General features: G+C 45.6%; 17 protein-coding genes. 12 read left to right on the top strand and 5 right to left on the bottom strand.

Annotation, left to right across the window (positions count from 1 at the left end; all coding sequences use genetic code 11):
• Window positions 1–11: 11 nt before the first annotated feature.
• The 3 genes from ACQEXS_RS04440 to ACQEXS_RS04430 all read right to left on the bottom strand — a co-directional run bounded on the left by ACQEXS_RS04440 (window position 12) and on the right by ACQEXS_RS04430 (window position 2225).
• Window positions 12–764 (bottom strand): copper homeostasis protein CutC, encoded by a 753-nt coding sequence (locus ACQEXS_RS04440; RefSeq protein ID WP_427012965.1) that lies wholly within the window; start codon window positions 762–764, stop codon window positions 12–14.
• 158 nt (window positions 765–922) lie between these two features.
• Window positions 923–1228, bottom strand: coding sequence for a YebG family protein (locus ACQEXS_RS04435; protein WP_427009973.1), 306 nt, complete (start codon window positions 1226–1228; stop codon window positions 923–925).
• Window positions 1229–1307: 79 nt separating this feature from the next.
• Entirely contained in the window at window positions 1308–2225 is a 918-nt protein-coding gene (locus ACQEXS_RS04430) for a LysR family transcriptional regulator (RefSeq protein ID WP_367987132.1), read from the bottom strand.
• Window positions 2226–2354: 129 nt separating this feature from the next.
• Between ACQEXS_RS04430 and ACQEXS_RS04425 the strand changes: the two genes are divergently transcribed.
• The 4 genes from ACQEXS_RS04425 (at window position 2355) to recD (ending at window position 12859) form a co-directional block, all read left to right on the top strand.
• Entirely contained in the window at window positions 2355–3323 is a 969-nt protein-coding gene (locus tag ACQEXS_RS04425; protein ID WP_427012964.1) for a TDT family transporter, read from the top strand.
• A 93-nt stretch (window positions 3324–3416) separates the two neighbouring features.
• The gene (gene recC / locus ACQEXS_RS04420) at window positions 3417–6875 is read left to right on the top strand and encodes an exodeoxyribonuclease V subunit gamma (RefSeq protein WP_427012963.1); all 3459 of its coding nucleotides are present in this window, start codon (window positions 3417–3419) and stop codon (window positions 6873–6875) included.
• Window positions 6876–7133: 258 nt separating this feature from the next.
• The gene (gene recB / locus ACQEXS_RS04415; protein ID WP_427012962.1) at window positions 7134–10757 is read left to right on the top strand and encodes an exodeoxyribonuclease V subunit beta; all 3624 of its coding nucleotides are present in this window, start codon (window positions 7134–7136) and stop codon (window positions 10755–10757) included.
• The gene (gene recD, locus ACQEXS_RS04410) at window positions 10754–12859 is read left to right on the top strand and encodes an exodeoxyribonuclease V subunit alpha (protein ID WP_427012961.1); all 2106 of its coding nucleotides are present in this window, start codon (window positions 10754–10756) and stop codon (window positions 12857–12859) included. Before recB ends, recD begins: the two co-directional genes overlap by 4 nt.
• 17 nt (window positions 12860–12876) lie before the next feature.
• Here recD and ACQEXS_RS04405 read toward each other — a convergent pair whose 3' ends face one another.
• Both ACQEXS_RS04405 and argA read right to left on the bottom strand, forming a co-directional pair.
• The gene (locus ACQEXS_RS04405; protein ID WP_367987127.1) at window positions 12877–13059 is read right to left on the bottom strand and encodes a hypothetical protein; all 183 of its coding nucleotides are present in this window, start codon (window positions 13057–13059) and stop codon (window positions 12877–12879) included.
• A gap of 191 nt (window positions 13060–13250) precedes the next feature.
• Window positions 13251–14588, bottom strand: a complete 1338-nt coding sequence (gene argA / locus ACQEXS_RS04400; RefSeq protein WP_427012960.1) for an amino-acid N-acetyltransferase — start codon at window positions 14586–14588, stop codon at window positions 13251–13253.
• Between the two features lie 139 nt (window positions 14589–14727).
• Here argA and ACQEXS_RS04395 point away from each other — a divergent pair, with 139 nt between their 5' ends.
• The 8 genes from ACQEXS_RS04395 to hisS all read left to right on the top strand — a co-directional run bounded on the left by ACQEXS_RS04395 (window position 14728) and on the right by hisS (window position 22772).
• Window positions 14728–15198: a DUF2850 domain-containing protein gene (locus ACQEXS_RS04395; protein WP_427012959.1), complete on the top strand. Its 471-nt coding sequence runs from the start codon at window positions 14728–14730 to the stop codon at window positions 15196–15198.
• Between the two features lie 63 nt (window positions 15199–15261).
• The gene (mltA, locus tag ACQEXS_RS04390) at window positions 15262–16380 is read left to right on the top strand and encodes a murein transglycosylase A (protein WP_367987124.1); all 1119 of its coding nucleotides are present in this window, start codon (window positions 15262–15264) and stop codon (window positions 16378–16380) included.
• Window positions 16381–16461: 81 nt separating this feature from the next.
• Window positions 16462–17271 (top strand): tRNA cyclic N6-threonylcarbamoyladenosine(37) synthase TcdA, encoded by an 810-nt coding sequence (gene tcdA, locus ACQEXS_RS04385; RefSeq protein WP_427009981.1) that lies wholly within the window; start codon window positions 16462–16464, stop codon window positions 17269–17271.
• A gap of 8 nt (window positions 17272–17279) precedes the next feature.
• On the top strand, window positions 17280–17708 hold the full coding sequence (csdE, locus tag ACQEXS_RS04380; RefSeq protein WP_427009982.1) for a cysteine desulfurase sulfur acceptor subunit CsdE: 429 nt from the start codon (window positions 17280–17282) through the stop codon (window positions 17706–17708).
• A gap of 182 nt (window positions 17709–17890) precedes the next feature.
• Window positions 17891–19015 carry a bifunctional tRNA (adenosine(37)-C2)-methyltransferase TrmG/ribosomal RNA large subunit methyltransferase RlmN gene (locus ACQEXS_RS04375; protein WP_367987121.1) on the top strand — a complete coding sequence of 375 codons (1125 nt, stop codon included), beginning with the start codon at window positions 17891–17893 and terminating at the stop codon, window positions 19013–19015.
• A gap of 356 nt (window positions 19016–19371) precedes the next feature.
• Window positions 19372–20334 carry a cytoskeleton protein RodZ gene (gene rodZ / locus ACQEXS_RS04370; protein ID WP_427012958.1) on the top strand — a complete coding sequence of 321 codons (963 nt, stop codon included), beginning with the start codon at window positions 19372–19374 and terminating at the stop codon, window positions 20332–20334.
• Window positions 20335–20339: 5 nt separating this feature from the next.
• The gene (ispG, locus tag ACQEXS_RS04365) at window positions 20340–21458 is read left to right on the top strand and encodes a flavodoxin-dependent (E)-4-hydroxy-3-methylbut-2-enyl-diphosphate synthase (RefSeq protein ID WP_367987119.1); all 1119 of its coding nucleotides are present in this window, start codon (window positions 20340–20342) and stop codon (window positions 21456–21458) included.
• A gap of 45 nt (window positions 21459–21503) precedes the next feature.
• The gene (hisS, locus tag ACQEXS_RS04360) at window positions 21504–22772 is read left to right on the top strand and encodes a histidine--tRNA ligase (protein ID WP_427012957.1); all 1269 of its coding nucleotides are present in this window, start codon (window positions 21504–21506) and stop codon (window positions 22770–22772) included.
• Window positions 22773–22788: the final 16 nt, after the last annotated feature.

Genomic DNA, 22788 nt, shown 5'->3' with positions numbered 1-22788 from the left:
TGAGTAAAAGATCAGTCTAATGATGATAGCTGTTTCACAACGGCCTGAATTAAATCAGGATTCGTCACTGGAATGGAAAAATCATCGGTGTCAGAGCTACCCATTTTCGCTTGTTCGGAGACAAAGTTCATTTTGGAAGGACGGACGCTTTTACCCGATAAGTGCACTTGAGTGATGCCGGTTGCGGCTACGATCTCTTTGACATTATCCGCATTGAGGCCAGCACCAGCCATAATTGCAAAGCGATCGCCTGCTAATTCGACCATCTGTTTTAACGTCTCTTTCCCTTGGCATGCATTGGAAGCTAAGCCAGAGGTAAGGATACGTTCACACCCTAGTGTTGCTATGTCTTCGATCATGCGGCGAACATCACTGCATTGGTCAACGGCACGGTGGAAAGTCACGCCCAAGTTTAATGCTTTTGCACGTTTGCTCAGTCGTTGTGCGACAGGTAAATCAACATGGCCCTGAGCATCCAATACACCAAATACGACACCTTGTAAGCCAGCTTTGGCAGCGGCTTCAATATCGCAGATCATGCAGTCGATATCTTCGCTACTATAGAGAAAATCGCCTTGGCGTGGTCGGATCATCGCGTAGACAGGAACGGTTGCGTATTTGGCCGCTTGTTGTATGAAGCCATAACTTGGGGTTAATCCGCCAAGTGCAAGTGACGAGCATAACTCAATACGTGTAGCCCCTCCTTGAATAGCAAGGTGAAGAGATTCGAGGTTATCAATGCAGACTTCTATTTGATAGTTCATTATTTTTCTCGTGAAAAGGCACTGTACTGTCGTATTGTAATGAAGGAGTGAGGCGGTTATTAGGGTAAAAGTAGGGAAATTTATTTCCTCTATACAAGCAGAGAAGAAATAAAAAAACGCTCCTTAAAGGAGCGTTTTTTTAAAATAGCTAAGAGCAATTATGCTGCGTCTTCTTGTTCAGGTTCTGCGTTGTCTTCAACCGCTTCTACCTTTTTGGCTTTCTTAGGTGCTGGTTTACGTTTAGCACCCAATGCGTATAGCACTTCTTCTTTGTTTTGGGCCAGGAACATAGCGAGATCTTCCTGTTTCGATTCATCTTCAAGAAGTTCACTTTTACCTAGCAGACTAAATAGTTCATCTGCCATGTCCAGCATTTTGTCATAGGCGTCAGCTTCCGCTTTAGAGGTAAAAGTCATTTTCTCTTCTCCGTTGCGTTCTACCACGTACTTGACGATTACAGCCATGGTTGTTCCTCTAACTCAAATTGTTGTGAATTTATTACTGTGTGTTTATACAGTTTTTAACCAGTTAAGTCTAGGCCGATTAGCGAAACTGAGACTTGGGTGGTGACGTTTTGTCCCATTGTTGGCAAAAGTCGACGAAGGCTTTTAGCAATGGGCTTTGGTATTTCTCTTTGTGGAGGAGCAGCCAGAAGCGGCGACGCATATCAAGTGGTACCTGAAGTGCTTTCACTCGACCATCAGAGATCGCCGGTTGGGCGGCCAGTGTCGATAAGCAGCCCAGCCCAAGCCCGGCGGCGACGCTGTTGATGAGTGCTTCGGTGGTATTGAGCTCAAAAGCTTCATGCCAGTGTTCAATGCGGGGAGCAACAGTGCGTAAAAAGAACTCTCGCGAGCCAGAGCCCGCTTCGCGTAAAATCCATTCGCTATCTTCTAAATCACTCACTGTGATGACTTGTTTGGCACTCAGAGGGTGATGGGGTGGGCAAATGATGCACATTTGGTCTTCGCTAAACGGGGTTGAAATAAGCTCTGGATGAACGGTTTTCCCTTCAATGAGTGCTAAATCGAGCTCGTAGTCGACCAGTTTTTGGCAGATCAGTGCGGAGTTTGAAATAAACAAACTTTGAGAACAATGTTGGCTATTTTGGCGAAACTCACTTAGCAAATAGGGCGCTACCTGATTGCCGATGGTATCGCTGGCTCCAATGCGAAGTTGTCCGGATAGATTTTGGTCACCTTCAAATAATTCTTCAATATCGTTGGCTCGGTGTAATAGTTCATCGGCCAGTGGCAGCAGCTTTTGTCCTTCTTGATTGAGAATTAAACGGTTGTTGACCCGGTCAAATAAGGCATGGCCAAGCTGTTTTTCTAACTCAGACAGCGCCATACTGACGGCCGCTTTTGATAGAAAGAGGCTTTCTGCCGCAGAAGTCAGCGTTTCATGTTGAGTGATAGTGATGAACACTTTGAGTTGTTTGAGTGAGATATTAGCAGCCATAATGTTCGTTCAGTGTTTCTTAACGACTGTTTTAAATAATTAGATATATCCAAACAAATAGCAAGTCTAGAATGTGACCATTGATTAAATTGCTGATAAATGCAATTGAAGTAGTGAGTTGAGGTAGAAATGATTCGAAGAACCAAAGCAAAAGTAATGGGAGCGCCAACACCAATGGCGGGTCTAGCGCTTGGTATCGCCAGTTTAGGCTGGTGCTGGGAGAATGCAGCATCTCTTAATGGTTATGGTCAATGGACGGCGGCAGCCATTGCGAGCGTATTACTGTTGATTTTGGCGGTTAAGTTCCTTTTTCATCGTCATTTGTTGCAAGAAGACTTAGCGCACCCTGTCGTTGGAAGCGTCGTACCGACGTTTGCGATGGGAACCATGGTAGTATCAAACTCTGTCGGGCATTTTCATGCCTTTACAGGTGATGTATTGTGGCTTATCGCAGTGGCATTGCATGTCGCATTTTTGGTGAGCTTTATTTATCACCGTAGCAACGCTTTTGAATTGCACCATATGGTGCCAAGTTGGTTTGTTCCACCCGTTGGGATCATTGTGGCGGATGTGTCTTTTTCGGGGAATCCGGCCTTAGCGCCGATAGCACAAGGGGCTCTTGTGTTTGGCATGTTTGCTTATGCGATCATGCTGCCAATGATGATTTACCGTTTTATGTTTACTCAAGAGATACCTGATGCGGCCAAACCAACCATGGCCATTATGGCTGCGCCAGCCAGTTTATCACTCGCAGGCTATTTAACTGTGACTCAGGATCCTTCGCCTGTGATTTTAGGCTTACTGTTTGGGATTGCGGTGCTGATGACTGCAATTATCTACCTGGCGTTCTTTAAGCTGCTTCGCTTGCCTTTCAGTCCGGGTTACGCTGCCTTTACTTTCCCGATGGTGATTGGTGCGACAGCATTATTTAAATTAGCGGCATGGATGGAGCGTATCGATCTCCAAGCGCATTATGTCGCTCAAGTTCGTGGATTAGCTTATGTTGAGCTGCTGGTTGCGACGCTTGTTGTGGGATATGTTGCGCTTCGCTACATTGCTTTTTATAAACCGCATCGCTGGAGTTTGAAGCACGCATAATCTTTTCTGCATTTCGATGCGCTATTGTTCTTGAAACTTATGCACTTATGCTAATCTGAACCCTAATTGCGGCAAGTTTAGTGTGAGTGCATTTTGTTTACTGTCTACCATTCCAACCAAGTTGATATCCTCAAGTCATTATTGGTTGAGTTGATCCGCTTAAATCCCTTAGCTAATCCTTTTGAAAAAGAGCAGATCTTGGTGCAAAGCCCGGGGATGTCACAATGGTTGAAAATGGAGTTGGCGAAAGAATTTGGTGTTGCGGCTAACATCGACTTCCCGCTTCCCGCGACCTTCATTTGGGACAGGTTTACGCAGGTATTGGCCGATGTCCCTCAGCGCAGTGCTTTTAACAAAGAGGCGATGGGCTGGAAGCTGATGAGCATCCTTCCCGGGTTATTAGAGCAATCAGAATTCGCCGCACTCAAGCGTTATCTTGATGGGGATACTGATCAATCTAAACTGTTTCAGCTCTGTGAGAAAATTGCTGATATTTTTGATGGTTATTTGGTGTATCGCCCAGAATGGATTGCCCGTTGGGAAGCAGGAGAGAGTGTTGCCGAGTTGGAAGGTGAGCACCCTTGGCAACCGATTTTATGGCAGGCACTTTACGACTATACTGTCGCTGCTGGTCAGTCACCGTACCATCGCGCGAATTTGTACGAACATTTCATTGATTCACTCGAAAATTACACCAGCACCTTTGAACACTTACCACCACGTTTGTTTGTTTTTGGTATCTCTTCGCTTCCACCACGTTATATGGACGCATTAAAAGCACTTGGTGAGCATATCGATGTGCATTTGATGTTTACCAACCCTTGTCGTTATTACTGGGGAGAGGTCAGAGACCGCAAATATCTGGCAAAGCTGGCAGCGAAACATCGCCAACATGTGGTGTGGCAACAGGATCATTCTGAACACCAAGGGCAAAGTGAGCAGCTAAAGGGCTCCATTGAAGACAACATGCAAGATGAGCTACATACCGATGTGGTGGGAAACAGCTTGCTGGCTTCGATGGGCAAACTCGGTCGTGACAACATGTATTTACTGTCACAACTTGAGTCGCACGAGATTGAAGCATTTGTGGATGTGCAGCGAGACAGCCTGCTTCATCATCTACAAGCCGATATTTTAAATCTGGAAGAGCATCAAGATGATCAAACACTGGATAGCAGTCACCACAAACAGGTCATTGCCGCCGACGATCACTCATTAACCTTGCATGCTTGTCATAGTCCAATGCGCGAAGTCGAAGTCTTGCATGATCAGCTTCTGGCAATGTTCGATGCCGACCCAAGTTTAAAGCCGCGCGACATCATCGTGATGGTGGCCGATATTAATGCCTACAGTCCGGCGATTCAGGCCGTCTTTGGTAATGCACCGGGCGAGCGCTTTATTCCTTACTCCATCTCGGACCGAACAGCGGATCAAGAAAGCCCGATTTTAAATGCATTTATGCAGTTGGTGAGTTTGCCAAATACCCGCTGCTTAGCATCCGAATTACTTGAGTTACTCGAAACCCCGGCGATCCTAAAACGTTTTGCGCTCACGGAAGAGGAATTTTTGCATGCTAAACGTTGGGTGGAAGAGTCGGGTATTCGCTGGGGGTTGAGTAAATCGACGGCTGGAGAATTCGAACTGCCTGAAACGGAGCAAAACACATGGCAATTTGGTATTCAAAGAATGCTGCTCGGTTATGCGATTCCTGATTCCGCTGGCGTTTATCAAAGCCAAGATTTGACGCTTTGGCCGTATAACGAAGTACAAGGCATGGGCGCAGAGCTTGCTGGTAAACTTGCCCATTATATTGACAGCATCAGTGCATATCGTTCCCGATTGGCGGCTTCTCAAAGTATTGATGAATGGCGCTCGGTATTATTGCAATTGTTGGATGACTTTTTTGCTGTGGAATTAGAAGGGGAAATGGCACTCAAGGCCATTCGCGATACCCTCACACAGCTGAAGCAACAGTTGTCTGATGCTCATTATAACCAAGAGTTAGCGCCGGAAATTATTCGTCAATATCTTCATAACAAGCTATCCGGCACCCGTGTATCTCAACGTTTTCTCGCAGGACAAGTTAACTTCTGTACCTTGATGCCGATGCGCTCGATCCCATTCCGTACCGTATGCTTACTAGGGATGAACGATGGGGTTTACCCACGCACGATGCCACCAGAAGGTTTCGATTTAATGAACAATCGTCATCGGGCTGGGGATCGCTCGCGTCGAGATGATGACCGTTATCTGTTCCTTGAAGCCTTGCTATCAGCGCAGCAGACGCTTTACATCAGTTATGTGGGCCGTTCGATCCAAGATAATACAGAGCGAGTTCCATCGGTACTGGTTTCTGAGTTAATGGAATACTGCCATCAAAACTACTGTTTGGTTGGTGATGAAGCGCGTTCTGTCGATGAGTCGGGAGAGATGTTAGTCGACAGGCTTGTTACTCATCATGCAATGGTGCCTTTTAGCAGCAGCGCTTTCACCTCAGAGTTTGGCAGTTATGCCAAAGAGTGGTTACCCGTTGCAAATCGTATTGGCCATCAGCGTCGCGAGTTTAATCAATCGCTGAGCGATTATTTGCTTGATACTCCAAGCACCATTGAGTTGGACTTGGTTGAGTTGCAGCGCTTTTGGCGTTTACCCGTGCAGTATTTCTTTAATCGCCGCTTAAAAGTGACCTTTGAGCCCCCATTGCCTGTCATGGAAGATGACGAACCATTTGCGTTGAATGGTTTGGAAAGTTACCAAATGCGAGATGAGCTACTGGAAGTGTTGCTAGACAATCAAGGGAAGGATCATGATGAACAGACTGTCCAACAGTTTGTTCAACAGCAGCGGGCTCAGGGCAAGCTACCTGTTGGTGCATTTGGTGATATTGAGTTTGAAACTAACCGCGTGCAGACCGAAGAGCTGGTGGAGAAAATTACTTTCTTATCGGGAGTGAAACAGGATGACGTAGAGATCAAACTGAATATTGAACTCGCTGATCATGCTAAGCAAGTGATGCTCGCAGGTTGGGTAACGCAAAGTTATCAGTCTGGATTGGTGCGCTACCGCACCGGTGTTATTCGCTCTCAAGATTATCTAGCTGCATGGATTGATCACCTTGCGATGTCGGCAATGGGGCATAGTAAACCCACTCATCTGATTGGTTACGATCGTAAAGAAGGCGCGCAGCATCTGATATATCCACCGTTACCCGGTGCGGATTATGCCAAGCAACTGCTTACAGAGTTGGTTCGATTGTTTTATCAAGGGATGACACACCCCTTACCGTATTTTCCTAAAACCTGCTTAGCGGCTATTGAAGCTGGGTTTAGTCGAGGAAACTGGGTGGATGATGAAGAAAAGTCACTCAAGAAAATGGCTGATACATTTAACGACGGTTATATGAGTACCGGTGAAGGTAACAATGTATATATTGCTCGTATTTGGCCTGAGTGGCATGAAGGGTTAGCGAATGATGTCAGAACGTTAGCGACTCTGGTAATGCAAGGGCCAAGATTAATGATAAAACAAGCGCAAGATGCTGAGTCAGAGTAGGGTGGCCGCCAGTAAATCGTTATTTATGTGTAGGGCGTTCGCTGTGCGGCCACAAGGTCAGAGGGACCATAATGAGGTTAGTTACATAAGTGTTCGCTTATGCAATGAATGACGCGCATACTAGCGCGTGACAGGGTGAGCTTCCGTGAGTGAGATCTCACAAAGCCTTAATAAAATAACCACTTATATCAATTGTTAGAATTTTTGAGTCTGGATCACACTCGCTCCAATCTCTTTCATAACAAGGGCTTATTTTTTATGACATTAATGTCAGTAGTAACTCCACTGGATACCATGACGTTCCCTTTACATGGGGCGCGTTTAATTGAAGCCTCTGCCGGTACCGGGAAGACTTTTACCATCGCTGGTTTGTATTTACGTCTGCTGCTTGGTCATGGCTGCGAGCAAAGTAAACATCAAGTGCCATTGACGGTAGATCAAATTCTGGTGGTGACCTTTACTGAGGCGGCAACCGCTGAGCTTCGCGATCGTATTCGTGCACGAATTCATGATGCGCGCATTGCGTTTTCACGTGGAGAAAGTACAGACCCTGTGATAGCTCCACTGCTGACAGAGATAAGTGATCATAAACAAGCGGCAGAAATCTTACTGCAAGCCGAACGACAAATGGATGAGGCGGCCGTCTACACCATTCATGGTTTCTGCCAACGTATGCTTACCCAGAATGCTTTCGAGTCTGGCAGTCGGTTTAATAACGAGTTTGTAACGGATGAAAGCCACCTCAAAGCTCAAGTCGTTGCTGATTATTGGCGGCGTAATTTCTATCCGCTGCCATTAAATTTAGCGGGTGAAGTACGCCGCTTGTGGAGCGCTCCTTCAGCCTTGTTGCACGACATCAGCAGCTATCTGACAGGATCGCCTTTGCATTTATCTACGCCAGCTATGCAGGGCAGTTTGGCGCAACTTCATCAAGATAACTTACAAAAAATCGAACAACTGAAAGCGCTTTGGCGTGAGAGCGAGGACGATTTTCTCTCGTTGATTTCCGGATCTGATGTCAATAAACGCAGTTACACCAAAAAGTCACTGCCTAGCTGGTTAGAAGCTGTGACAGTCTGGGCAGCCAGTGAAACCACCAGTTACGAGTACCCAGATAAGCTAGAGAAGTTTTCTCAGCAAACGCTACTGGAAAAAACGCCCAAAGGTACTGCGCCGCAGCACCCCGTGTTTGAAGCTATCGAGGAGTTTCTCGCTCAGCCAGTCAATTTGAAAGCTCCGTTGCTCGCTCATGCAATAACACAATGCCGGACGATGTTGGCTAATGCTAAGCAACAAAAGCAGTGGCTATCTTTTGATGACTTACTGACTCAACTTTCTGCCGCAATTGATAACGATGAACAAGCCTTGCTCACTGAACGCATTCGCACGCTATATCCAGTGGCAATGATTGACGAATTCCAAGATACCGATCCATTGCAGTACAGCATTTTTAGCCGAATTTATCTCGATCACCCGCAGTCTGGATTATTTATGATCGGTGACCCAAAACAGGCGATTTATGCATTCCGTGGCGCGGATATCTTTACTTATATCAAAGCGCGAAATCAGGTCAGCTCTCACTTCACCTTAGGTACGAATTGGCGCTCTAGTGCTGATATGGTGTCGGCAGTCAATCAAGTATTTGCATCTGCCGACAGCCCTTTTGTCTACGATGATGACATTCCATTCTTACCGGTTCAGCCTAGTCCAGTTGCCGATAAGCGCGTTTGGAACATGGGTGACCAAAAGCAACCAGCATTGACGTATTGGCTTATGGAAGCGGATGACAAACCGCTTGCGAAAGGTGAGTACGTAAAAGTGATGGCCGAAGCAACGGCGAGCCAAATTCAAACGATTTTGACCGAAGCGCAGCAAGGGCGTGCTGTTTTCGAAAACGGCAAAAAACGCAGTGCGATCCAAGCGGGAGATATTGCTGTCTTAGTGCGCACCGGAAGCGAAGGCAGAATGGTTAAAGAGGCGTTAGCAAAACAAGGTATTGCCAGTGTTTATCTTTCTAACCGTGATAGCGTCTTTCTCAGTATTGTGGCCAGTGATCTACAGCGCTTACTGCAAGCGGTTTTGACGCCAGAAAATGATCGCGCACTAAGAGCGAGTCTAGCCTCTGAATTGTTTGCACTTGATGCAGCTCAGCTTGATGCGCTGAATAATGATGAAAATGAATGGGAAAATGCCGTCAACGAGTTCAAAGAATACCGCAAGCTTTGGACACTGCGTGGCGTGCTTCCTATGCTACGGGCGGTGATCAGTAAGCGTCACATTGCTGAGCGACTGTTAGAAGAAACCAATGGTGAGCGTACTCTGACCGATTTGATGCACATTGGTGAGCTATTACAGCAGGCGAGCAATGAACTCGACAGTGATCATGGTTTATTGCGTTGGCTCGCTCAATCGATCAGTGATGCAGAGCAAGGGTTAGGCGGCAGCGATGATCAAATTCAGCGTTTGGAGTCTGAACGTAATCTGGTGCAGATTGTTACTATCCATAAATCCAAAGGTTTGGAGTACGATCTGGTCTTTTTGCCATTTGTTATGGCCTATCGAGAAGCCAGCGAAGCCAAGTACTTTGATGAGGCTAGCGGTTTGACTGTGCTGGATATTGACGCAAATGACGCATCGCTCAAGCAAGCAGACAAAGAACGATTAGCCGAAGACTTACGCTTGATCTATGTGGCATTAACGCGTTCTGTTTATGGCTGTTTTATTGGTGCAGCGCCACTGCGGAATGGTCGTTCAACCAAGGAGCCGACTGGCGTTCACCATAGTGCGATGGGGTACTTATTACAAAATGCTCAGCAAGGCGGTATTAGCGATTTGACCATGGCAATCCAAAAGCATGTTTCACAGTCTGAGTCTGTTGTGGTATCTGCTCCGCCTAGTGTTCAAAATGAGGTGTTCCGAGCGATTGAACCTGAATTACCGGAACTGACTGCCAAAGAACTGCAACAAGCGATCGACCGCTTATGGCGTGTTACCAGTTATTCTGGTTTGGTGAAGCAAGGCAGCCATCACCAATCCTATGATGCAACAATAGAAGTCAGTGGTTTTGATATCGATTCGTCGCAAGAAGAAGATGAGCTAACCCTATCAGAGCCAGAGCGTTCGATTTTCACCTTTCCGAAAGGTGCTCAGCCGGGCACCTTCTTGCACAGTTTGTTTGAAGAGATTGAATTTACGCAGCCAGCGAGCAATGAAGATAATACTCAAGTAATTCTTTCGCTGATGGAAAACGAGCAGTTGGATGAAGCATGGTTACCCGTTTTGCAGCAGATGATAGATACCGTATTGGAGACCCCATTAGATGGCAAGTCGTTACGTCTGAATGAAAAAGGGCCGTCACAACGTTTGGTAGAAATGGAGTTTCTGTTGCCGATAGCCGTTTTGTCTGCACCAGCATTGAATCGCATTATCCAGCGACATGATCCACTCTCTGCTAAAGCGGGTGATCTCGGTTTTCAGACCGTTCAAGGCATGTTAAAAGGCTTTATTGATTTGGTGTTTGAGCATCAGGGTAAGTACTACGTCTTGGACTGGAAGTCGAACCATTTGGGGGATGATGTCAGTTTCTATCATGGTGAGGCGCTGAAGTCAGCGATGGCCGATCATCGCTATGATCTGCAATACCAAATCTATGCGTTGGCCCTGCACCGTTTTCTGCGTAGCCGCATCGCCGATTACGATTACCAAACTCATTTTGGCGGCGTTTACTACCTATTTTTAAGGGGATTGGATGGCGAAAGTGACAACGGTATTTTTTCAGCCAAACCAAGTGAAGAGTTTCTACAAGAAATGGACCGATTAATTGATGGTAAGAGTATTGAGACGCGAAGCACGACAGCAGGGCAGATGGAATTGGATTTATGATTGAACACCAGACAACACCGCTCAGTTTAATGGAAACACTTCAACAACTTGCTGAAAAGTTAGTAATACGCCAACTGGATTATCAGTTCGCGCGTTTCATTTATTCTCAGACTTCAGATGACAAACTCGCTATTATTGCCGCCGTTGTCAGTGCCGAGCTAGGCAAGGGGCATATTTGCTTGCCATTGCATGATCCGCAAGGCCAACCGACGGATATTGCACAAAAATTGGGTTTGTATGGTGATGCCGCTACACAGCTAAATCACTCTTTGCTTTCAACCGATTGGCATACACGACTTACCGATTCTCCAATGGTTGGCCAACACGGCGAAGCGGTGCCATTGATGTATGACGGACAACGTTTGTACTTGCACCGGTACTGGCATTACGAAGTTGCACTTGCCGATCGTTTACATAGCTTTGGGACACCCATGAGCCTAAAGCCTATCGATGTCCAAAAGCTTGCCGAACTGCTCGACAATCTCTTCGCTCGCCGCTATCACTATTTGTATTCCGCGTTGAATCAGGACAAGGCAACAACTCAAGTCTCACGCCAACAACTGGTGTGTGACCATCTCGATATCGTAAATGAAACTCCCCTTGATTGGGTTGCGATTGATCAAACGTTAGTGAGCGCAAAATCGGCTCGTGATCTCGCTGTTTTGGATGATTTAGTACCGTCTGCAAGCTGCCTCAACTGGCAAAAAGTGGCGGCTGCCGTTGCGTTAACTCGTCGATTTGCGGTGATCTCCGGTGGACCTGGAACGGGTAAAACGACAACGGTGACCAAATTGCTTGCTGCACTCGTGGAGCAGGCGCAACAACAAGGAAATATCCCGACAATTAAGCTGGTGGCGCCGACAGGAAAAGCGGCTGCGCGCCTGACTGAATCGATTGGTAAAGCATTAAGTGAGCTTTCGGTTTCCCCTGATCTAAAAGCTCATATTCCAACCGAGTCTAGTACCATACACCGTTTGCTAGGGGCTATCCCAAACAGCGTTGAATTTCGCCACAATCAGCACAATCCACTGCATCTGGATATTCTTGTTATTGATGAAGCCTCAATGGTTGATTTACCAATGATGTTTAAAGTTGTGGATGCATTACCAAAACATGCTCGCTTGATCCTGTTGGGTGATAAAGACCAGCTTGCATCCGTAGAAGCCGGCGCCGTTCTTGGCGATATTTGTTCTTTCCATCAGCAAGGGTATAGCCAAACGCAAAGTAGTGTTTTAGCACAGTTAACTGGCTACCAAGCGTTGCAACACACATCTTCTCAGTCAGTCACCATGGCTGACAGTTTGTGCATGCTGCAGAAAAGCTATCGCTTTGATGCACGTTCCGGTATCGGGCAGCTAGCGAAAGCGGTGAATGCAGGTTCTGCGCAGCAGATGGATGGAGTGTGGCAGAAAGCATTCCACGATATTGAAAAGTTTCCTCTTGATAGCCAGCACTACAGCCAAATGTTGCAGAGCTTAGTTGAGCAATATTCAGAATATTTAACCCTTACCGCTGCACCCTTGAATCACAATGAGGGAGAGCTCGCTGACAAGGCCAAACAAGTGCTTATGGCGTTTAACCGTTGTCGATTGTTATGCGCTATTCGTGAGGGAGACTTTGGTGTGGCGGGGCTTAATACTCGTATTGAGAAAGCTTTAGCCGCAAGAAAGCTTATTCAGACTCAAGATGAATTATGGTATCCAGGTCGTCCTGTTATGGTAACGCGTAACGATCACGGTTTAGGTTTATACAACGGTGATATTGGCATCTGTATGTTGGACGACAGTCAGCAAGAACCGCGTTTGAAAGTTTTTTTTGAATTGCCTGATGGTCGTGTGAAAGCGGTATTGCCAAGTCGAGTGCCTGAGCATGAAACGGCGTATGCGATGACGATTCATAAATCTCAAGGCAGTGAATTTGATTTTACCTTAATGATTCTGCCTCCTGAATTTAGTCCTATTTTAACGCGGGAGCTGATTTACACTGGCATTACAAGGGCAAAGAAGCATTTGGCCTTATATTGCAATGATCATGTATTAAAGCGTGGTATTCGGATTAAAACAGAGCGTGCTAGTGGGTTGATGGAGCGCTTAAGTAGGTAACCATCCCTGGTATTGGACTATTCGGAAAATGCAGAAGTAAACGAAATATGACGGATTTTGTATTTGTCTTTGTAATTTAGGATGAAGGATTTGAGCCCTTCTGAAACGGGAAATACGCAGTGAACATCGAGTCCTTCAAGGAGTTCGTTGTCTGCCATATCCCAAAAACTTTGTATTGAGTTACAAATGATGGTTCTCATGACTGTTGCTCTTAGTGACGTTGATATCTACCTCAAGCAATCCGTGCAGCTTGGCTTACACCAAGTGAAGAATAGTCCAATAATAATTCTAAGTCTCCCCGCATTGGGGAGAACAAATATTAGTCAATTAAAGGCTAAAATACCATCCGAAAATTGTGCAAACTCCCGTAATACTGTCTCCTTGTTGAGAATTAAACTTGTAAGGCAAGGATCTTCGATTTGCGCTGAAAGTTATATAACCCCTGTTTTTGCATTGGCAGGGATTCAACCCCAATTTCATGGAACCCTTGCTCTCTAAACCAGTGTAAGCTTCGCGTCGTTAAAACAAAGATTTGTTTAATGCCGCGTGAGCGAGATTGTTGCTTCATGTGGTTCAGTAGCAATAGCCCTCGATTGCCATCTCGGTATTCGGGTTTGATGGCAACACAGGCCATTTCTGCCATTTTATCTTCGGTATATGGGTACAGCGCGGCGCAACCAATGATCAGGCCATCTTTGTCGATGATGGTAAATTGATGGATCTCTTGTTCAAGTTGTTCCCGTGAACGGCGAACTAAAATACCTTGTTCTTCCAATGGTCGGATAAGCTCCAAGATCCCACCAATATCATCGATGCTGGCTTGACGAACTTGCTCAGCGCTAGCCATAACGATTTGAGTTCCAATACCATCAAGAGAGAACAATTCCTGAATTAAAGCCCCATCTTCTTTGTAGCTGACTAAATGACAGCGAGGGACACCAGCCCGGCACGCTGTGGTTGCGGCACGAAGAAAACGTAAAGTACCAGAAGAGTTGTCATTGTTTTGGTCATGATCAGATTCGATGCGTTGCAAGATTTGTTCTGCCTCTTTGGGGAACAGCTCTGCAATGGCTTCTCCGTTCTCATCAATGATCCCTTGTTCTGAACAAAAGCCAACCAGCTTATCGGCATTGAGGCGGATGGCAACTTGAGTCGCGACCTCTTCGGAAAGAAGGTTGAATGACTCTCCAGTGACGGAGCTAGCGATTGGGCCAAGCAGCACAATAGAGCCTTGATCCAACATGCGGTTGATACCTTCAATATCGATACGACGTATTTTGCCGCTGTGGCAATAGTCGACGCCGTCATCTATACCTAAAGGTTGAGAGATAACAAAATTCCCACTCACGACGTTGAGCTGAGTCCCCGCCATCGGTGTGTTGTTTAAACTCATTGATAATTGAGCGGTGATCGCAAGCTGCAGTTGCCCTGAAGCTTGCATAACCAAGTTCAATGCGTGCTCGTCAGTTACGCGGGTCCCCTTGTGGTAGGGAGTCGAATAGTTATGTGTTTCTAGCAAGGTGTTGATTTGTGGCCTTGCACCATGCACAAGAACGATTTTGACGCCTAGGCTATGCAACAGAGCAAGGTCGCTAATGATATTTGAAAAGTTTTTATCAGCTACGGCTTCTCCTCCTAACATCACCACCATGGTCTTATCTCGGTGGGCATTTACATAGGGGGCAGATTGGCGAAATCCCTTAACTAAAGCGGTACTGCGAAGTTTCAATTTAGTGACGTCCTTGTGAATTAATATTTACTGATACTGTCTTTTTATTCATTTGTGGGCAAGTGTTTTTTGATAGTATTAGGCACATTCTTAACCGATCACCTGTTCAATCGTGGATCGGTTCGGGGGGAATAAACGAGTGGCAAGCGTTGCAAATAAAGGAAAGTCGGGATACTTAAAACGAGCTTCGGTTAGCGAAGAAGAGCTGACAGGTCGAAAGTCGAAAAAAGCACTAGAGCGAACATTGCTGGTGGTGGTATCTGTTGGAACGGTAGGTGTTGTGTTGGTTTACGGAAGTTTGTTTCAACATGTGAGAGACCATTTTGTTGATCGAGAAGCCATTTACGGGACTTGGGTTGAACACAATGTGGCATCTTATGCTGCTGAAAAAATTGAAGTCGGCCAGAATGGTATTGTGAAAAATGGAAAGCTTGTTAGCAGTCAGTTTGATTTCGATGGCGATGTCCTTACGTATCAAACCGGAAAAACCACCTATCACTATCGAATGCTCAATGAGGAAAATACTGAAATGCAGTTATTGTCCGATAAACGTTACAAACCCAAGTTTCGATTGTCAGGAAAATACAAAAAAAATATTCGGAAACGTTAGTTAGATTGCGATTTAATTAGGAGTTTGTCATCCTCGCTGCACAGTATTAGAGGAATGGCCTTCGTGATTAAAAAATATCTTCCCTTGACAGCCGCTGTGTTACTTTTTGGCTGTGCACAATCGACTAGCGAACTAGACAATCAATTAGCTCATCAATATGTTGATGGCGAGTTCAACTATCTACTAAACAAAGTAGATGCCGTTGAGTCAGAGAAGCCTCGTGATTTTACCGAATTTAGCCGCCAGGCTGAGCAAGTGGTCAATAAGTCACCATCTATGGCAAAAGTGTACCAACCACTCTATGAAAAGCTGAACGAGTGGGTATTACAGAGTGGTAATCCGACAGACCTAAGCAACTTTGGTATTCAAGCGGCGCAGTTTGGTGGCGCTGATAAGAAAGGGAATGTCTTATTCACTGGTTATTTCTCTCCAGTTATTGAAATGCGCCATCGTCCGGATAGCGTGTTTAAGTATCCGGTTTACCGCAAACCGAATTGTTCTTCGAACTGCCCAACGCGCGCCGAAATTTACGCTGGTGCATTAAATGGACAAGGCTTAGAGCTTGGTTATGCCTCTAATATGATTGACCCATTTATGATGGAAGTGCAGGGCAGTGGTTTTGTTCACTTTGATGACGACGATTCTCTGGAGTACTTCGCATACGGCGGCAAAAATAACAAAGCTTACATCAGTGTGGGTCGCGTGTTGATCGAACGTGGTGAAGTGCCTCGCGAGAAAATGTCGATGAAAGCAATTAAAGAATGGGTGATGGCGCAAGATGAAGCGGTAGCGCGTGAGCTGCTAGAGCAAAATCCTTCTTACGTGTTTTTCCAACCTCAGGCGGATGCACCTGTCACCGGATCGGCAGGCATTCCACTATTACCAATGGCTTCCGTTGCTGGTGATCGCTCAATCTTGCCAATGGGCACGCCAATTCTTGCGGAAGTTCCTTTGCTAAATGCCGATGGTTCTTGGAGCGGGGCACACCAACTACGTTTGTTGATCGTGTTGGATACAGGCGGCGCGGTAAAACGTAACCACCTCGACTTATATCATGGTATGGGCGCTCGTGCGGGTATCGAAGCGGGTCACTACAAACATTTTGGTCGCGTGTGGAAGTTGGGCTTGGAAAACAGCACAACTCGCGCACCTTGGGCGCTCTCGCCAGAAAAGCGTCAGTAACCCAATTGACGTGACTAGACATTTTTTCCAAGAGTGCGTATAAATCGCACTCTTTGTTTTTCTACCAAGCGGAAATACCTCATGCGTGAACTCGACACTCCAGCTTCAGACAGCTATAACCAACGTTTTGGTGGCACTCGTCGTTTGTATGGCAATAGCGAAGTGGAAATTCTTCGTGCAGCACATGTGTGTATTATCGGTATTGGTGGCGTTGGATCTTGGGCTGTTGAAGCTCTGGCCCGTACTGGTATTGGCGAATTAACCTTAATTGATATGGATGATGTGTGTGTCACTAATATCAACCGCCAAATTCATGCAATGTCAGGCACCGTTGGACAGAGTAAGATTGAAGTGATGGCGGAGCGGGTTAAACTGATCAACCCGGAATGTAAAGTTAACCTAGTTGATGACTTTATTACGCCAGACAATCAACATGAATATCTCAGTAAAGAGTTTGATTACGTGCTTGATGCCATCGATAGCGTGAAAGCAAAAGCTTCATTGCTGGCGTACTGTCGCAGTAATAAAATTAAAGTGATCACGACAGGTGGCGCTGGTGGGCAAATTGACCCAACTCAAATCCAAGTGGCTGATTTAACCAAAACTATCCAAGATCCCTTGGCAAAAAAAATCAAAGATACATTGCGTCGTCACCACAACTTTCCTAAAAATCCACAGCGTAAATTTGGGATTGAGTGTGTCTTTTCTACTGAGCAGTTAAAATATCCTCAACCTGATGGCAGTGTCTGTGGTGTAAAATCGACCGCTGAGGGACCAAAACGTATGGACTGTGCCAGTGGTTTTGGTGCGGCGACTGTGGTTACGGCTTCCTTTGGTTTTGTCGCTGTTTCGCGTATCGTCGAGAAGCTGATTCAAAAGTACAAAAAATAGGAACGACCATGTCTGTATTTCCATCTTCACCGTTTGGTACAGAGATTACGACAAAAGATATCGTAACAACGATGCAAAATTTCCATGGTTGGGAAGACCGCTATCGTCAGGTAATTCAGTGGGGGAAAAAATTACCCACCCTGCCGGATGAGTTGAAAACTGAGCAAGTGATGGTTTCTGGTTGCGAAAGTCAGGTTTGGTTAGTGAGCCAGTGTGATGGCGAAACTTGGTATTTTTGTGCAGACTCGGACGCACGCATCGTAAGAGGACTGATTGCTTTGGTGCTTGCGGCTTTTAATGGCAAAACTCGCCAACAGATCCGTGAATTTGATGTTGACGACTATTTTGAAAAGCTCGGTTTAATTGCCCATTTGAGCCCATCGCGAGGCAATGGTTTAAAAGCGATAGTCGAGCAAATCAAAGCAATCGCAGACTAGGCCGAATTGCGAAATTGATTTTAGAAACCCGCTGTAAAGGCGGGTTTGTTATTTTTGTATAAAATTTAATCATTGTGTTTTTAAAGCCTTAATAAATCGAGGGTGTTACAGCTCTTGTTGAAGCTGCATAAAGGCTGTACAATTCGCGCCCTTATTTAATGTTCCGTCATTTGAGAGGTTACATGACCACTGAAAAAATCAATCTACTCGATTTTGATCGCAAAGGTATGCGAGCGTTTTTCGCAGATGAGCTAGGCGAGAAAGCATTCCGTGCTGATCAGGTGATGAAGTGGATCTACCATTTCGGTGTTGATGACTTCGACAACATGACCAACATCAACAAGAAGCTACGTGAAAAACTGCAACACAAGTGTGAAATCAAAGCACCAACAGTAGCAGAAGCTCAACACTCTTCAGACGGCACCATCAAGTGGGCGATGAAGGTGGGTGATCAGGACGTAGAAACGGTTTACATCCCGGAAGATGATCGCGCAACATTGTGTGTGTCTTCTCAGGTAGGGTGTGCGTTGGAATGTAAGTTCTGTTCAACCGCGCAGCAAGGTTTTAACCGCAACCTAAAAGTGTCTGAAATTATCGGCCAAGTTTGGCGAGCAGCTCGCGAAGTGGGTTTAGAGAAAGAGACCGGTCGTCGTCCTATCACTAACGTGGTAATGATGGGGATGGGTGAGCCACTTCTTAACATGAAGAACTTGATCCCTGCGCTTGAAATCATGCTTGATGATCTTGGTTTCGGTCTTTCTAAGCGTCGTGTAACTGTCTCGACTTCAGGGGTGGTTTCTGGTCTTGATCAGATGACGGGCAAAATCGACGTTGCATTAGCAATCTCTCTTCATGCGCCAAACGATAAGCTGCGCAGTGAAATCATGCCAATCAACGATCGTTGGGACATCCAAGATTTCCTAGCGTCGGTTCGTCGCTACCTTGCGTCTTCAAATGCGAACCGCGGTAAAGTGACGGTGGAGTATGTATTGCTTGATCATGTGAACGATGACATGGACCACGCGCGTGAATTGGCTCAGTTGATGAAAGACACGCCGTGTAAAATCAACCTGATCCCATTTAACCCGTACCCAGGTTCACCTTATAAGAAGCCAAGTAATTCACGTATCGATCGTTTCCAGAAAACATTGATGCAATATGAGCATACTGTGACGGTTCGTAAAACGCGCGGTGATGATATCGATGCCGCATGTGGCCAGTTAGTTGGTGATGTGATTGACCGAACTAAACGGACGCAAATGATCAAAGCGGCACGTGGCGAAAGTATCGATGTAAAAGCGGTTTAATACTTATCCCAATTGAAATTAAAAAAGCCAGAGCATTGCTCTGGCTTTTTTAATTTGTAGCAATTTGAAAAACTTTAGCGTCTAAGAGATGTCAAATTTAGGAAAAACCTTGAGCTGTCTGTAAATTATGCGTCTTTTCTATGTTGTTTCACCTCTGATATCTATTAGAATTAAGAGTTAAGGTACTCCAATTGGAGTGCTTCGTTGCATATAAGGTGAATAATTCCTTAAATTGCACTTATTTTCACTTGAGGAAATGTCCTCAACCTAATTGCTATGACTGTTTAATGCGCACTACCAACGAATAACAAGCAAAAGTGCAGGTAAGCAGGAATCAAAACGAGAACAGAATAATTATGAGTGCCGAAATTGAAACCAGCATTGATGAAAAAAAATTAGAAGCAGGAACTATCTTAAAACGCAAACGTGAAGAATTAGGTTTAAGCCAACAACAAATCGCCGATCGCCTACGTTTACGCCTCAATATCATTCAAAACATCGAAACGAATCAGTTTGAAAAAGATCAGGTTGCGACATTTACTCGTGGCTATCTCCGTTCTTATGCCAAAGCCGTTGGGCTTGAAGAATCTGTCGTATTATGTGCTTTAGATGATTGCGGAGAAGCGCAACCGCAAGAGCAGAAAATGCAAAGTTTTTCGGGGAAGGCAAAACGCGAGAAACACGATAGCCGCATCATGACCCTAACATGGGGCATCTTTATTATTATTTTGGGCATTTCTTCTTTGTGGTGGTGGCAAAATCAGCAAACTTCCATCATAGAGATCTCTGATGAACCTGTTATTGCAGAGGCTGAAGCGACAACCTTACCTGAAGAGCCTCAATCGACAGACTTTCTTACGTTAGATGATGATCAAGCTTTAATCGAGGCAGAACAAAGCATTAACTCTCTACCAGTACCGTTACCAGAGAATAGTGAGCAAAATGACGATGTTACTGTAGAAGGTGTTATCGAAGTTCAAGAACCGGCAGCTACAGATTCAGTCGAGACGACAGTGACAGAAGCGGCAGTTGAGGAACCAGAGCAACAGCAAACGACCTCACAACCAGCAGAAGTGGTAGCCAACAGCTTACAGATGTCTTTTAAAGCGGACTGCTGGATTCAGGTCAAAGATGCATCAGGGAAAACCTTGGCTACGGGAATCAAAAAGCCTGGTCAAATTTTACAGCTTTCGGGCAAAACACCATATAAAGTGATTTTAGGTGCACCCGAAAACGTTTCAATGACATTTGCGAGTGAACCTGTCGACCTTTCTGGGTATACTTCAGGCAAAGTAGCAAGATTCACCTTACCTAGATAAATAATATGCAACACGAATCTCCTATAAAACGTCGCCCATCGACACGTATCTACGTGGGTGATGTTCCAATTGGTGATGGCGCACCAATTGCGGTGCAGTCAATGACAAACACCAGAACAACAGACGTGGATGCGACTGTTGCACAGATCAGAGCATTGGAAAATGTCGGTGCAGATATCGTACGAGTTTCCGTACCTACGATGGAAGCCGCTGAAGCTTTTAAATTAATTAAGCAGCAAGTGAACATTCCACTTGTCGCAGATATTCATTTTGACTACCGAATCGCACTTAAAGTTGCGGAGTATGGTGTGGATTGTTTACGCATCAACCCGGGCAATATTGGTAAAGAAGATCGTATTCGTGCCGTTGTAGATTGTGCACGCGATAAAAATATACCAATCCGAATCGGTGTGAACGGCGGCTCTTTGGAAAAAGACATCCAGATGAAATATGGCGAGCCGACGCCTGAAGCGTTAGTTGAATCAGCCATGCGCCATGTTGATATTCTCGATCGCCTTAACTTTGACCAATTTAAAGTCAGCGTAAAAGCTTCAGATGTTTTCCTTGCTGTAGATTCATACCGCTTACTGGCGAAAAAAATTGATCAACCACTACACCTTGGTATCACTGAAGCAGGTGGTGCACGTGCTGGTGCGGTGAAATCGTCCGTTGGCTTAGGCATGCTCTTAGCCGAAGGCATTGGTGACACGCTTCGTATCTCTTTGGCGGCAAACCCAGTGGAAGAGATCAAAGTTGGTTTTGATATTCTGAAGTCTTTGCGAATTCGTTCTCGCGGCATCAACTTTATTGCTTGTCCAAGCTGCTCGCGTCAAGAGTTTGATGTGATTGGGACAGTCAATGCATTGGAAGAGCGCTTGGAAGACATCATTACACCAATGGATGTGTCGATTATCGGCTGTGTTGTAAACGGTCCCGGAGAAGCAGAAGTTTCCCACCTTGGCCTAGCTGGCAGCAACAAAAAAAGTGCTTTCTACGAAGACGGTAAACGTCAGAAAGAGCGATTTGACAACGATGATCTCGTTGCTCAACTTGAATCTAAAATTCGAGCTAAAGCAGCCGTACTAGATCAAGAAAATCGCATCGATATCAAAGTACAAGATTAATCTCAACGAGCTTTACGTTAAGTAATAAAAATTTCGGTAAATATTGTGGCAAAAACTATTCAAGCAATCCGAGGCATGAACGACTGCCTCCCAACTCAATCTCCGCTGTGGCAGAAACTTGAAAACACAGTGAAAAATGTAGTTAGCGCATACGGTTACAACGAAGTGCGCATGCCAATCGTTGAAGAAACAAACCTATTCAGTCGCGCTGTTGGTGAAGAGACAGATGTCGTTTCAAAAGAAATGTACACCTTTGATGATCGTAACGGTGACAGCCTAACACTTCGCCCTGAAGGTACGGCGGGCTGTGTACGTGCATGTATTCAAAACAGCCTGATCAACCGTGACGAACAGCGTCTGTGGTACATGGGGCCTATGTTCCGCCATGAGCGTCCGCAGAAAGGCCGTTACCGTCAATTCCACCAGTGTGGTGTTGAGGTATTTGGTCTAAATGGTCCTGATGTTGATGCTGAGCTTATCATGATGACTGCACGTCTATGGCGTGAGCTGGGTATCAATGAACATGTTCGTCTTGAGCTTAACTCTATCGGTTCTCAAGAAGATCGCGCAGACTACCGTACTGCACTGGTTGCATTCCTTGAGCAACATATCGATGTGCTAGACGAAGATTGTAAGCGTCGCATGCACACGAACCCACTGCGTGTTCTAGATACTAAGAACCCTGACGTTCAAGCGATTTTGGGTGATGCACCTCGCCTTTCTGAGTACTTAGGTGAAGAATCTAAAGCACACTTCGCAGGTCTATGTGAACTTTTAGACGCTGCAGGTATCGAATACACAGTTAACGAGCGTCTAGTTCGTGGTCTGGATTACTACAACCGCACGGTATTTGAGTGGATCACTGAGAGCCTAGGTGCTCAAGGCACAGTATGTGGCGGTGGTCGTTACGATGGTCTTGTAGAGCAATTGGGTGGTAAACCAACACCAGCTGTTGGCTTTGCAATGGGCCTAGAGCGTCTTGTTCTGATGCTAGAAACACTAGAGCTGACAGACGTTCGTCGTAGTGTTGATGTTTACGTAGTAACAGCAGGCGAAGGCACCATGATGGCGGGTATGAAGCTTGCTGAACAGCTTCGTGAAGCTATCCCTGGTGTTCGTGTAATGAACCACTTTGGTGGTGGTAACTTTAAGAAGCAGTTTAAACGTGCGGACAAAGTCGGTGCCGTTGTCGCACTAGTACTTGGTGAGAACGAAGTTGCAGATAACAGCGTTGTTCTTAAAGATCTTGTGGGTGGTACTCAAGAAACTTACAGCCAAGCTGATATCGTTGCTCAATTAGCGCAACTTATCTAAATATATCTGATTTTGA

Origin of the sequence: Vibrio sp. TRT 17S01 (assembly GCF_050113695.1) — a bacterium.
GTDB lineage: Bacteria > Pseudomonadota > Gammaproteobacteria > Enterobacterales > Vibrionaceae > Vibrio.
The sequence above is the reverse complement of the archived record's forward strand: the minus strand, read 5'-3'. Positions and strand labels throughout refer to the sequence as shown.

Coding starts and splice junctions, on each gene's coding strand:
- ispG (WP_367987119.1), top strand. CDS start 20,340: ATGCAACACGAATCTCCTATAAAACGTCGCCCATCGACACGTATCTAC.
- ACQEXS_RS04440 (WP_427012965.1), bottom strand. CDS start 764: ATGAACTATCAAATAGAAGTCTGCATTGATAACCTCGAATCTCTTCAC.
- csdE (WP_427009982.1), top strand. CDS start 17,280: ATGTCTGTATTTCCATCTTCACCGTTTGGTACAGAGATTACGACAAAA.
- ACQEXS_RS04430 (WP_367987132.1), bottom strand. CDS start 2,225: ATGGCTGCTAATATCTCACTCAAACAACTCAAAGTGTTCATCACTATC.
- ACQEXS_RS04425 (WP_427012964.1), top strand. CDS start 2,355: ATGATTCGAAGAACCAAAGCAAAAGTAATGGGAGCGCCAACACCAATG.
- tcdA (WP_427009981.1), top strand. CDS start 16,462: ATGCGTGAACTCGACACTCCAGCTTCAGACAGCTATAACCAACGTTTT.
- recD (WP_427012961.1), top strand. CDS start 10,754: ATGATTGAACACCAGACAACACCGCTCAGTTTAATGGAAACACTTCAA.
- ACQEXS_RS04435 (WP_427009973.1), bottom strand. CDS start 1,228: ATGGCTGTAATCGTCAAGTACGTGGTAGAACGCAACGGAGAAGAGAAA.
- recB (WP_427012962.1), top strand. CDS start 7,134: ATGACATTAATGTCAGTAGTAACTCCACTGGATACCATGACGTTCCCT.
- ACQEXS_RS04375 (WP_367987121.1), top strand. CDS start 17,891: ATGACCACTGAAAAAATCAATCTACTCGATTTTGATCGCAAAGGTATG.
- ACQEXS_RS04405 (WP_367987127.1), bottom strand. CDS start 13,059: ATGAGAACCATCATTTGTAACTCAATACAAAGTTTTTGGGATATGGCA.
- rodZ (WP_427012958.1), top strand. CDS start 19,372: ATGAGTGCCGAAATTGAAACCAGCATTGATGAAAAAAAATTAGAAGCA.